The organism is Streptomyces sp. NPDC091377, from assembly GCF_044757045.1.
Classification (GTDB): Bacteria; Actinomycetota; Actinomycetes; order Streptomycetales; family Streptomycetaceae; genus Streptomyces.
The window spans coordinates 784,948-796,980 of record NZ_JBIVUE010000001.1 but is presented as its reverse complement, the minus strand read 5'-3'; the positions used below and the strand labels follow the sequence as shown (position 1 = coordinate 796,980).

At 71.9% G+C, this 12,033-nt stretch carries 11 protein-coding genes; 5 read left to right on the top strand and 6 right to left on the bottom strand.

Features of this window, described 5'->3' with window-relative positions; genetic code table 11:
- Positions 1 to 15: 15 nt before the first annotated feature.
- The gene (locus tag ACIQNG_RS03530; protein ID WP_401429861.1) at positions 16 to 282 is read left to right on the top strand and encodes a hypothetical protein; all 267 of its coding nucleotides are present in this window, start codon (positions 16 to 18) and stop codon (positions 280 to 282) included.
- A 266-nt stretch (positions 283 to 548) separates the two neighbouring features.
- Here the strand turns inward: ACIQNG_RS03530 and ACIQNG_RS03525 are convergent, their stop codons facing one another.
- The gene (locus ACIQNG_RS03525; protein WP_401482434.1) at positions 549 to 1,313 is read right to left on the bottom strand and encodes a ferritin-like fold-containing protein; all 765 of its coding nucleotides are present in this window, start codon (positions 1,311 to 1,313) and stop codon (positions 549 to 551) included.
- Positions 1,314 to 1,890: 577 nt separating this feature from the next.
- Here ACIQNG_RS03525 and ACIQNG_RS03520 point away from each other — a divergent pair.
- The gene (locus ACIQNG_RS03520; protein ID WP_401482433.1) at positions 1,891 to 4,575 is read left to right on the top strand and encodes a DEAD/DEAH box helicase; all 2,685 of its coding nucleotides are present in this window, start codon (positions 1,891 to 1,893) and stop codon (positions 4,573 to 4,575) included.
- Positions 4,576 to 4,715: 140 nt separating this feature from the next.
- Positions 4,716 to 5,756, top strand: coding sequence for an alpha/beta hydrolase (locus ACIQNG_RS03515; protein WP_401482432.1), 1,041 nt, complete (start codon positions 4,716 to 4,718; stop codon positions 5,754 to 5,756).
- Between the two features lie 63 nt (positions 5,757 to 5,819).
- Here ACIQNG_RS03515 and ACIQNG_RS03510 read toward each other — a convergent pair whose 3' ends face one another.
- Complete coding sequence (locus tag ACIQNG_RS03510; RefSeq protein WP_401429853.1) at positions 5,820 to 6,716, bottom strand: NYN domain-containing protein; 897 nt, start codon at positions 6,714 to 6,716, stop codon at positions 5,820 to 5,822.
- 221 nt (positions 6,717 to 6,937) lie between these two features.
- Between ACIQNG_RS03510 and ACIQNG_RS03505 the strand changes: the two genes are divergently transcribed.
- On the top strand, positions 6,938 to 7,090 hold the full coding sequence (locus tag ACIQNG_RS03505; RefSeq protein ID WP_401429851.1) for a hypothetical protein: 153 nt from the start codon (positions 6,938 to 6,940) through the stop codon (positions 7,088 to 7,090).
- A gap of 122 nt (positions 7,091 to 7,212) precedes the next feature.
- Here ACIQNG_RS03505 and ACIQNG_RS03500 read toward each other — a convergent pair whose 3' ends face one another.
- The 4 genes from ACIQNG_RS03500 to ACIQNG_RS03485 form a co-directional block, all read right to left on the bottom strand.
- A complete protein-coding gene (locus tag ACIQNG_RS03500) occupies positions 7,213 to 7,818 on the bottom strand; it encodes a MarC family protein (protein ID WP_401430092.1) in 606 nt (201 codons plus the stop codon).
- A 78-nt stretch (positions 7,819 to 7,896) separates the two neighbouring features.
- On the bottom strand, positions 7,897 to 8,754 hold the full coding sequence (locus ACIQNG_RS03495; protein WP_401482431.1) for a PHP domain-containing protein: 858 nt from the start codon (positions 8,752 to 8,754) through the stop codon (positions 7,897 to 7,899).
- Between the two features lie 248 nt (positions 8,755 to 9,002).
- A complete protein-coding gene (locus ACIQNG_RS03490; protein ID WP_401429847.1) occupies positions 9,003 to 9,644 on the bottom strand; it encodes a DUF6758 family protein in 642 nt (213 codons plus the stop codon).
- Between the two features lie 75 nt (positions 9,645 to 9,719).
- Complete coding sequence (locus tag ACIQNG_RS03485) at positions 9,720 to 10,310, bottom strand: suppressor of fused domain protein (protein WP_401482430.1); 591 nt, start codon at positions 10,308 to 10,310, stop codon at positions 9,720 to 9,722.
- Between the two features lie 568 nt (positions 10,311 to 10,878).
- Between ACIQNG_RS03485 and ACIQNG_RS03480 the strand changes: the two genes are divergently transcribed.
- Positions 10,879 to 12,003, top strand: a complete 1,125-nt coding sequence (locus ACIQNG_RS03480) for a magnesium and cobalt transport protein CorA (RefSeq protein ID WP_401429843.1) — start codon at positions 10,879 to 10,881, stop codon at positions 12,001 to 12,003.
- Positions 12,004 to 12,033 lie beyond the last annotated feature (30 nt).

The following is a 12,033-nucleotide window of genomic DNA, read 5'->3' as shown; positions in this document are numbered from 1 at the left end:
GGGAGGAACCCCGACATGCTCTTGGAAGCGATCAGTTCCGCGGTGCTCGGTGTGGCCCTCGCCTGGGCGGCGGCGAGTCGACTGCCGCATCGTCTGCCTGCCCGCCCCCTGGTCCTGTCGACCGGCGTGGGCGGCTCGCTCATCGGCGCCTTCATCGCCCAGAGTTCCCTGGGGACGGACAATCTCCTGCTGATCCTCACCGGCGCCGTGGTCGTCTCGGCCGCGTCCCTCTCCCTGCTCCTGCGCCCCACAGCCAGACTCCGCCGCTCAGCCACGGCCTAACCATCCAACCCAGACATGCCCCCCAACGCGGGCATGCCCACAAACCCCAGCCCCCACCCAAAGGGGCGCGGGGAACTGCGCAACCAGCCCCCACGACGGCCGCCCGCCCACAAACCCCAGCCCCCACCCAAAGGGGCGCGGGGAACTGCGCAACCAGCCCCCACGACGGCCAGCCGCCCACAAACCCCAGCCCCCACCCCCGACCGCGCGCCCCCGGCACCCCCACCCGCACCCCACCCGCACCCCCAGCCAAACCCCCGGAGGGACTACGCGGCGAGCCCCAGCGCAGCCATCCGCTTGGTGTGCGCCTCCGTGATCCGCGAGAACATCCGCCCCACCTCCGCGAGGTCGAACCCGTCCGCGACCCCGCCCACCAGCATCGTGGAGAGCGCGTCCCGCTCGGCGACCACCCGCTGGGACTGCGAGAGCGCCTCCCCCATCAGCCGCCGCGCCCACAGCGCGAGACGCCCCCCGAGCCTCGGGTCGGCGTCGATCGCGGCCCGCACCTTCTCCACCGCGAAGCTCGCGTGCCCCGTGTCGTCCAACACCGCCAGCACCAGCTGACGGGTGTCCGAGTCGAGCCGCACGGCGACCTCCCGGTAGAAGTCACTGGCGATCGAGTCACCGACGTATGCCTTGACCAGGCCCTCCAGCCAGTCCGAGGGCGCGGTCTGCCGGTGGAATCCCTCCAGCGCGGCCACGAACGGCTCCATCGCGGCGGTGGGCTCCTCGCCGATCTCGGCCAGCCGGTCCCGCAGTCGCTCGAAGTGGTGGAACTCCGCCGACGCCATCTTCGCCAGCTCCGCCTTGTCGGCCAGCGTCGGCGCCAGCTTGGCGTCCTCGGCGAGCCGCTCGAACGCGGCCAGCTCCCCGTACGTGAGCGCGCCCAGCAGATCCACGACCGCGGCCCGGTACTGCGGATCGACGGCGGCCCGCGCCCAGTCCTGGGCGGCGACCCCGGTGTGCTCGGCGGCGGTGCCGGCGGCCTCGGAGGTGTCGGCGGAGTGGTCAGGCTTGTCAGCGCTCGTCATGCTGCGCACAATAGCCCGCGCGCCCGTCGGCGGAAGCCTCTGACCAGTTCCTACGGCCCCGACCGGCCACCGCGGACCGGCCCGTCCGCGCGGCCGGGATCCCGCCCCGACCGGGCGATGTGAACATCCCGGCCAATGTGACGATGACAACGTGACCGAATCGGCCATCACGTGTGCGCCATTCCGGGGTATGGTGGTAATGCGTCTGCTGAGCACCCAGTCGTCATACGACGTCCGTGCGCATGGCAGACCGCACGTATGAGGATGCCCGGTCGGAGGCCCGATCGGCTCCGCCCCGACAGCCCTCCCTGACCGTACGGCTCTGCGCGTACGACGATCGGAGGGAACCCTCAGCGGTACGAGCGCTAGAGCGTCGGCAGAGGTCCCGTGCCATACGGCCCGCCGTACGGCAGCCGACGTCCCCGGCACGGTCGAATCGACCCCCGCGCTCGCCTCGCACCGCGCACACAGAAGAGGCAGCACCCTGACTACGACGTTCCGAGAGCTCGGGATCCTTCCCGAGACCGCCGAGGCCCTTGAGGCCGTCGGCATCGTCACCCCGTTCCCCATCCAGGAGATGACCCTCCCCGTCGCCCTCTCCGGCACGGATGTCATCGGCCAGGCCAAGACCGGCACCGGCAAGACGCTGGGCTTCGGCCTGCCGCTCCTGGAGCGCGTCACCGTCCCCGCCGATGTCGAGGCCGGACGCGCCGCTCCCGAATCCCTCACCAACGCCCCGCAGGCGCTCGTCGTCGTCCCCACGCGCGAGCTGTGCCAGCAGGTCACCAACGACCTGCTCACGGCCGGCAAGGTCCGCAATGTGCGCGTGACGGCGATCTACGGCGGTCGTGCCTACGAGCCCCAGGTCGAGGCCCTGAAGAAGGGCGTCGACGTGGTCGTCGGCACCCCCGGCCGGCTGCTCGACCTGGCCGGACAGAAGAAGCTCGACCTCAAGCACGTCAGGAGCCTCGTCCTGGACGAGGCCGACGAGATGCTCGACCTGGGCTTCCTGCCCGACGTCGAGAAGATCATCAACCTGCTTCCGGCCAAGCGCCAGACCATGCTGTTCTCGGCGACCATGCCGGGCGCGGTCATCGGACTGGCCCGCCGGTACATGACGCAGCCCACGCACATCCGCGCGACCCAGCCGGACGACGAGGGCGCGACCGTCGCGAACACCGCGCAGCACGTCTACCGCGCGCACAACATGGACAAGCCCGAGATGGTGGCCCGCATACTGCAGGCCGAGGGCCGTGGCCTCGTCATGGTCTTCTGCCGCACCAAGCGCACCGCCGCCGATCTCGCCGACCAGCTCAAGCAGCGCGGCTTCGCCTCCGGCGCGGTCCACGGCGACCTCGGCCAGGGCGCCCGTGAGCAGGCGCTGCGCGCCTTCCGCAACGGCAAGGTGGATGTCCTGGTCTGCACCGACGTCGCCGCCCGCGGTATCGACGTCGAGGGCGTGACGCATGTCATCAACTACCAGACGCCCGACGACGAGAAGACCTATCTGCACCGCATCGGCCGCACCGGCCGCGCGGGCGCCTCGGGTGTGGCGATCACGCTGGTCGACTGGGACGACATCCCGCGCTGGCAGCTGATCAACAAGGCGCTGGAGCTGAACTTCAACGACCCGCCCGAGACGTACTCGACCTCCCCGCACCTCTTCGCCGAGCTGAGCATCCCGGCGGGCACCAAGGGTGTCCTGCCGCGCTCGGAGCGCACCCGCGCCGGGCTCGACGCCGAGGTGCTGGAAGACCTGGGCGAGCCGGGCGGACGCGGTCCCCGTGGCCGCGGCGGTCGTGGCGAGGCCCGGCCCGAGCGGGAGCGCGAGCGCCCGGCCCGTACCCCGCGCCGTCGCCGCCGCACCCGCAGCGGTACGCCGCTGGAGGCCGGTTCCGCGCAGGAGCAGGCCGGCACGTCCGCCGAGGCCGTGGCCGACACGGTCGAGGCCGCCGGTACCGCCGAGGCGGAGGCCGTGACCTCGTCCCGTACGCCTCGTCGCCGTCGCCGCACCCGTGGTGGCACCTCGGCGGAGCAGACGGCCGCCGTGGCACCGGTGTCCCCGGTCACTCCGGTGACCCCGGTGACCCCGGTCGAGTCGGCGCCCGAGCGGGCCGAGTCCTCGGCGCCGGTTCTGGACGAGACCCCGGCCAAGCCGCGCCGCCGCCGTACCCGCCGCTCGGCGGAGCCGACGACGGCGACCCCGACCCCGGTGTCCGAGGCCACCCCTGTCGGGACCCCGGCCGCCGTGATCCCGGCCGCCGAGCCCACGGTCGCCGAGACCCCGGTCGCGGTGGCTTCCGCCCCGGCAGAGAGCGCCCTGGACCTCACGGCCGCGCCCGAGGCCGTGGAGACCAAGCCCCGCCGCCGCACCCGTAAGACGACGGCGACGGTCATCGAGGCCCCGGTGGTCGAGGCCGCCGAGGTCACCGAGGTCACGCCGCGCCGCCGGACCCGCAAGACCGCCGAGGCCGCCCGACCCGCCGAGGTGGCGGAGGCGGCCGTGGCCGCGGTCGACACGGCCGAGGGCACGGAGACCAAGCCGAAGCGCGCGACCCGCAAGAAGGCCGTCGCCGCCGAGCCCGTCACCCCGGCGGAGCCCGCGGCCGAGGCCGCCGAGGTCAAGCCCCGTCGCCGTACGCGCAAGACGGCCGAGGCCGCCCCCGCCGTCACCCCGGAAGCCCCCGCGGCCCCGGAGGCCCCGGAGGCCGTGGTGGACGCCGTCGAGGCCAAGCCGAGGCGCACGCGCAAGAAGGCGACCGCGCCCGCCGCGGAGACGGCCGTCGACACCGCCGAGGGAACAGAGGCCAAGCCGAAGCGCGCCCCGCGCAAGAAGGCCATCGCCGCCGTCGCCGCCGTCGAGCCGGAGCCGGTCGCCGAGGCGAAGCCGAAGCGCACCCGGAAGACGGCCGCGGCCCCCGTGGCCGAGGCGCCGGAGACGGTCGCCGAGCCGGTCGCCGAGGCCAAGCCGAAGCGGACCCGCAAGAAGGCGACCGCGCCCGCCGCGGAGACGGCCGTCGACACCGCCGAGGGAACAGAGGCCAAGCCGAAGCGCGCCCCGCGCAAGAAGGCCGCCGCCGCGATCCCGGCGCAGGCCACGGGTGACGAGCCCGAGGTCAAGCCGCGCCGGACCCGTAAGACGGCTGCTGTCGCCACGGCCGAGGGCGCCACGGAGACCGAGGCGAAGCCCAAGGTCCGCCGTACGCGCAAGACCGCGGCCACCGCCGCCGCCACCGCGGAGTCCACGCCGACCGAAGGCTGATCCGCACCCGGCGCCAGCCCGCCGACGGCCCGGCCCCTTCCCACGAGGGGGCCGGGCCGTCGCCGTTCCCGGCAACCACCCCTCTCCCCCCCACCCCCGTCTCCGAGCCCCCTCTCATCCGCGCCGGATACCCTCGCAGCGTGAGCCGACCCCCGACCCTGACCCCGCCCCCCGCCGCCCGTGCCCGCCCGCTGCGCACCACGCGCGGGGAGTTCGCCGTCCTGGACCATCCCGTGGCGGCCGGGGTCGAGCCCAGAGGGACCGCGCTGATGCTGCCGGGGTTCACCGGGAGCAAGGAGGACTTCCTCCTGCTGCACGAACCGCTGGCGGCGCGCGGATACCGCACGGTCGCGGTCGACGGCCGGGGCCAGTACGAGTCGGACGGCCCTGCCGACGACCAAGCCCCTTACGCCCAGGCGGAGTTGGCGAGGGACGTACTCGCCCAGGCGGAGGCCCTCGGCACCCCCCTGCATCTGTTCGGCCATTCGCTCGGTGGCCAGATCGCCCGGGCCGCGGTCCTTCTCGACCACCGTCCCTTCCTGTCGCTCACCCTCATGTCCTCGGGCCCGGCGCGGATCTCGGCGCCGCAGCGGGAACGGGTGACGCTGCTGAGGCAGGCGCTCGCGGTGATGACGATGGCGCAGGTGTGGGAGGCGATCGAGACCACGGGCACCCCGAAGGACGCGGGCACTCCGGAGGACGCGGGCGCCGCAGAGGACAGGGGCACCCCGAAGGACGCGGGCGCCCCGGAGGACATGGAGGGCCCCGAGGACATGGAGGGCCCGGAATACACAGGTGGCCCGGAGTACACAGGTGGTCCGGAATACCCGGGTGGCCCGGAGGGCACTGGGGGTTCGGCCGGGGGCGACGGCGGTCAGGAGCATCTGCGTCACCGCTGGCTGGCCCACCAGCCGGCCCAGCTCATCGCCACCGGACACCAGTTGTGCACCGAGCCGGACCGGGTCGCCGAACTCGCCGCCGTCCCGCTCCCCTGCCACGTCCTGTCCGGCGCGAGCGACGACACCTGGCCGGTACCGCTCCTGGACGACATGGCCGTACGACTGCGCGCCCGCCGTACGGTCGTCCCGGGCGCCGAGCACTCGCCCAACATCGACCAGCCCCTCGCGACGGCCCGCGCGGTCGCCGATTTCTGGGACACGGTCCACCCGTCGACTGGCTGAAAAGCCGTCTACACGGACAGCCACCACCCGGGGCTCAGCGCAACGCCCCGCCCGGTGCGGGGATCAGTACAGCGTCCGCAGGTGCTCCCAGAACCCGTCCCGCAGCGCCCGGCGCAGATCGGCCTGGCCGCGCAGCGAGTACTGGAGGATCCCCTCGGCCTCGACCAGCAGGTCCTGGTCGACCGAGCCCGGCAGATAGGGGTGGCCCGGCAGCAGGTCCACCAGGGACTCACGGCCCCGGGAGGCCAGCCACTTCGCCGCGATCTGGGCGCCGACGAAGCGGACGTCCTCGCGGGTGGGCCGGGCCGCGGCGCTGCTCTCGTAGGCGGCGGCCGTGCGGCGGCTGACGTAGGGCTTGAAGAAGTCGAGGTCGAGGGTGCGCTGGCTGTCGACCTCCCAGAGCAGCGGCTCGGCCTGGTTGCGGCCCTCGGGTGCCTCGATGCCCCACAGATGGACCCGGGCCCCGTACCCCTGGGCCGCCTCGACGGCCGAGACCAGGTCCTCGTCCCCGCCGAGCAGGGCGGCGTCGCTGATCGCGCGATGCCGGGCGAGGGACTCCAGGTCGGTGCGGATGAGCGAGTCGACGCCCTTCTGCTGGTTGTTGGCGTTGAGGTTGCCGAGGCGGACCTTGACGTCGGGCAGTTCGGCGATGGACTGCTGCTCGGCGGTGTGGATCCGGCGCCGGGCGCCGTCGTACCAGTAGACCCGCAGCAGCCGGCTGTCGGCGAAGATCTGGCGGGCCTTGTCGATCAGCCCCTCGATCAGTCCCTCGGCGTCGAGGTCGAAGGCGCGACGGTCCTCGGTCCCGGCGACCAGCCGCCCGGCGGCGGCGTACAGATAACCCGCGTCGACAAAGATCGCATGGGTCGAGGGTGTCTTGGCCACCTCGGCGAGCATGCGCTGCAACAGCTCGTTCGTGCGGTCGATACGGGCGGACAGGGCCGCTGGGTCGTCGTTCATCCCTTCCATTGTCCTGGCGGTCACGCTGCGAACACAACTGGTCCCGATCAGTCTCCGCCACCCCTCTTACCGGTCAGTAATTAGCTCTTCGAAAGATTTCCTTAGCGTAGGGAATGTTTGCAGGAGGCTACTTGTTGTGCAGCTATAGAGCCGGGGCGCAGACGCCCCACGGCCACCAGTAGTTCTCCTTCAGGAGGATGACCAGACGAAGGGAGAAGCCCTTGCGCTTCGAAATCATGCGCCTTGACGACGTCGACGGCACGCCCGTGGACACCACCGTCGTGGACGCCGCCTCCGTCAATGGGATTGTTCAGCAGGCCGCCGCCATCGGGCAGCGACTGTGGATCCGCCCCGCCGACACCTCGGCCTCATAACGCGGAACACTGCTCACGAAGCTCGCGGGACCCCGTACGGACCTTCCGTACGGGGTCCCGCCACGTCCGGGCCGTGCTCGGGCCGCGCTCGGGCCGTCCAGGACGGTTCGGCCCGGCCCGGCTCAGCTCCCCTGGATCACCTGGGTGACCCCGTTGATGATCTGCTGCACGGCGATCGCGGACAGCATCATCCCCGCGAGCCGGGTCACCAGCACCACCCCGCCGTCCTTGATGACCCGGATGATCAGCAGCGAGTACCGCATCACCAGCCACAGCACGACATGGATGGCGAGGATCGCGGACCACACCGACACCTGGGTGGCGAAGCTGTCCGCCTTCTGCACGGCCAGGATCACCGAGACGATCGCCCCGGGCCCGGCCAGCAGCGGCATGCCCAGCGGGACCAGGGCGACATTGACGTCCTTGGTCTGCTTGGGCTCGTCCGTCTTGCCGGTGAGCAGATCGAGCGCGATCAGCAGGAGCAGCAGCCCACCGGCGATCATCAGGGCCGGGACCGACACATGGAGATAGCTCAGGATCTGATGCCCGAGCACCCCGAACACGGTGATCACCCCACCGGCCACACAGACCGCCTGGAACGCCATGCGCCGCTGCGCCTTGGCGGGGCGCCCGGAGGTCAGGGCGAGAAAGATGGGGGTGATCCCCGGGGGATCCATGATGACGAAGAGCGTGAGGAAGAGGGAGCCGAAGACGGCGAGGTCGAACACGGGCAAGCCTTGCGAGATGAGCGGAACGAGGGAACCGGCGGCGGAACACGCGCCGGAGAAATGAAGGGGGGGAGGGCCTCAGACTCCGCCGGTCCCCGGCACGGGGAACGCCCCGCTGGCCCGGCGGACGATCTCCCCGTACACCTCGGGGTCGGTGGTGTACTCACCGAGGACACAGGTCTTGCGGCTGCCGTGGTAGTCGCTGGACCCGGTGACCAGCAGCCCGAGTTCCTTGGCGAGGCCGCGCAGCCGCGCGCGGGCGTCGAGGTCGTGGTCCATGTGGTCGACCTCGATGCCGTCGAGCCCGGCGGCTGCCATCTCGACGATCACCGACTCGGGCACCGTACGCCCCCGCTTGCTCGCGGCCGGATGGGCGAAGACGGTGACCCCGCCCGCGCTCTTGACCAGCCGGATCGCCTCGAAGGGGTCGGTCTCGTGCTTCTCCAGGTAGGCCCGCCCGCCGTCGGCGAGCCAGTCCCCGGCGAAGGCGGCGTCCACGGTCGGTACGACACCCAGCTCGACCAGCGCGCTCGCGAGATGCGGCCGGCCCACGGAGCCGCCCGCGGCGATCCGCTCGACCTGCTCCCAGGTGACGGGCACACCCAGCTCATTGAGCTTGGCGACCATGCCCTGGGCCCGGGGCACCCGGTCGTCGCGGACCAGTTCCCGCTCGGCGAGCAGCGCGGGCTCCTCCGGGTCGAAGAGGTACGCCAGCATGTGCAGGCTGACCCCGTCGACCCGGCAGGACAGCTCGGCCCCGGTGACCAGGGTCAGCCCCTCCGGCGTCGCGGCGATCGCCTCGGCGTGGCCCCGGGTGGTGTCGTGATCGGTGAGCGCGATGACGTCCAGCCCGGCGGCACCGGCCTTGCGCATCAGCTCGGCGGGGCGGTCCGTGCCGTCGGACGCGGTGGAGTGCGTGTGCAGATCGATCCGCACGGAACCTCCCACCACACCGGAACGGACAACGGACAACGGACAACGGACAAGACGCTCAAGACTAACCGCACAACCCATCAGGACCGACCGCCCACCGCCCTGAAGGGGCCCGCCCTCAAGGGGCGCGAGGAACCGCGCACCCCGGCGGAAGCCCCCCGCACCCTCCGGCGGACCACCCCACACCCCGGCGCAAGCCCCCCTGGCACCCAGGCGGCAGCCCCCCGCAACCACCTCCCCGCAAGCCCCCCCTACGGCTCAAGCAAGCGCGGCGACAACGCGCCGCAGGGCACCAGGTCGATCTCCGCCCCCGCGTCCCGCAGATCCGTCAGCACCAATTCGTCGTACATCATCAGCCCGGCCTGTTCGGGCCACACCACGGCCCACAGCCACAGTCCGCGGGCCTCACCGGCGAAGACCGCGCGGTCGGGCGGCGGGCCGGAGACATGCCACAGCGGCGTCGGCCGCCCCACGGCCAGCACCTTCGCGTCGGCCGGTTTCTCCACGCTCATGTTCGGCCCCGGGTCCGGGCCGTCGATCCCCGCGTACCGCGCGCCGAGCCCCACGCCGATCTCCTCGGCGACCAGGATCAGCTCGCTCATCCCGCCCAGCGGACCGGGCCCGGAGCAGGCCACGGCGGTGGCCCGGCCGCCGCTGCGGTCGTCGCCCGCGCAGGCCACACCGGTGAACAGCCACCCCACGGGCAGCGGCCAGGGCATCCACACGGGGACCTGTGTGCGGTGCACCACCACATTGAGGGCATCGACACTGGGCGGGATCACGGGCTGGACCGGATGCACCGTGCCATGGATGTCGCACTGCCAGGTATCGGCGAAGAGGCCGGGAGCCCTGACCCGGCCACCACACTTCGGGCAACTGGGTTCGCCCCTCATAGAGCCCCACGGTCCTACCCATCCCCCGTCCCGTCAAGGACGATCACCCGGAGGGAAGAAGCGCCGTCGGCGGGCTCAGTCCAGCGGGACGGACTTCCGCAGCGGATCCCGCAGATCCGTGCCCCGGGCCAGCCACCGCTCCTGGAGCGCCGCGGCGCCGTGCACCCGCTTCCAGGCGGCCTCGTTCGGCGTCATCGGCAGCAGCGGCAGGAACCGTACGGCGTCGAGCGGCGGATCCAGCTCCAGATCCTCCACCAGGCCGCCCGGCTCGGCGACCAGGACCGAGGTGAAGGGGGCGTCCGGCCACAGCGGACCGCCCACGTCGAGCGAGGCACCGGGAGCCACGACCACCCCCTCGACCTGCGGGGACGCGGCGAGCACGGCGAGCGGGCGGAGCACCTTGTCGATAGCGGCGAGCCCGGCCCGCACCGACAGGACCAGCTCGGCGCGCGGCCCCCGGACCGGGTCGGCGAGCACCGCGGTGGGATCCGCCATGGGCTGTGCGGACATCCCGAGGGTGGCGTACCGCACCACCGGCCCCGTCGGCTCCTGGAAACGGAGCACCTCGATGCGGTCGGTGCCGAGGAAGGTGACGGCCGCGCGGGCGTCCGGGGTACCGAGCGCGGAACGCAACCTGGCCTCGACCAAAGGGAGAACATCAGCCATGGCCGGAGCATAGAACTCGTCAGGGCCGGGCGAAGCGGCGCCTTGACACGTCAGTCGGCTGATACTCTTGGCCGGTGGTCGGGCAGCACGCGGCAAGCGTCGATCGAGACCCGACCCGACGCCAGAACTCCCCCGGGACTCCCCTCGGGGAGACTCCCTCATGGGGGATGGATCGTCCCTCACCAGGGACCGGCCGGAGGAGGTGGGGCTGCAATGGACCGAAGTCGACCGTGCAGTACCACCCGCTCTTCCGGCCACTGATGTAGCCGCCCTCGCACAGAGCCTTCGCTCTCGCCCTGGGGCTTTCGCTCTCGCTCTGGGGCTCTCGCTCTGGGGCTCTCGCTCTAGTCGGCTGCCACCTCTCGCGTTCGCGTCATCGCGGAAGAGCACTCGTTTCGTTTGCGTGATCCGTCTGTACTGACTCAGCAGCGAAGTTCGCCACCGCGACGATGCGGTGCTCCCCGCTTTGTGGACGTGCCAAACATCCGGTAGCACGGACGTCCTCATTCCGGGCAGTTCCACCCGTCGCAGGCCCGTGACGCGCTGCTCCGTCGCGAAGGAGCCTGCCATGTCGATGATCCGTGACCTGCGTGCCGCCGTGCGGCCCGGTCGCCCCGGCCGCCTCGGTGCCCTGCGCAAGGACACCGGCTACGACACCACCCGCGACCCCTCCACGCCCTCGGCGGTCGTGGACTGCGCCGTGTACCGCGACGGCGCCCGCGTCGAGACCCCGAGGCCGCTGTCGCCGCAGGAGGCGATGCGTCAGGTGCGCCGCTCCGGCGGGTTCGTCTGGATCGGGCTGCACGAGCCGACCGAGGCCGAATTCGCCGGGATCGCCGGTGAGTTCGGGCTGCACCCGCTGGCCGTGGAGGACGCGGTGCAGGCGCACCAGCGGCCCAAGCTGGAGCGCTACGACGACTCCCTGTTCACGGTCTTCAAGACCATCCACTACGTCGAGCACGACGAGCTGACCGCGAACAGCGAGATCGTGGAGACCGGCGAGGTGATGTGCTTCACCGGCCGGGACTTCTTCATCACCGTGCGGCACGGCGGGCAGGGCTCGCTGCGGGCGCTGCGGCACCGGCTCCAGGACGAACCGGAGTTGCTGTCCCGGGGGCCCTCGGCGGTGCTGCACGCCATCGCCGACCATGTGGTGGACGGCTACATCGCGGTCGCCGACGCCGTGCAGGACGACATCGACGAGGTGGAGACCGAGGTCTTCTCACCGGGCCGCAAGGGGGCCCCGCGCGGCACGGACGCCGGGCGGATCTACCAACTCAAGCGCGAGGTGCTCCAGTTCAAGCGGGCCGTGTCGCCGCTGCTGCGGCCGATGCAGCTGCTCAGCGAGCGGCCGATGCGGCTGGTCGACCCCGACATCCAGAAGTACTTCCGGGACGTCGCCGACCATCTGGCCCGGGTGCAGGAGCAGGTCATGGGCTTCGACGAACTGCTCAACTCGATCCTTCAGGCAAATCTCGCCCAGGCGTCGGTGGCGCAGAACGAGGACATGCGGAAGATCACGTCGTGGGCCGCGATCATCGCCGTACCGACGATGGTGTGCGGGGTCTACGGCATGAACTTCGACCACATGCCCGAGCTGAAGTGGCGCTTCGGCTATCCGATGGTGCTGGGGATCACGGCCCTGATCTGCTTCGGCATCCACCGCACGCTCAAGCGCAACGGCTGGCTGTGAACACCCCGGGCGGGGACATCGTTACGCTTC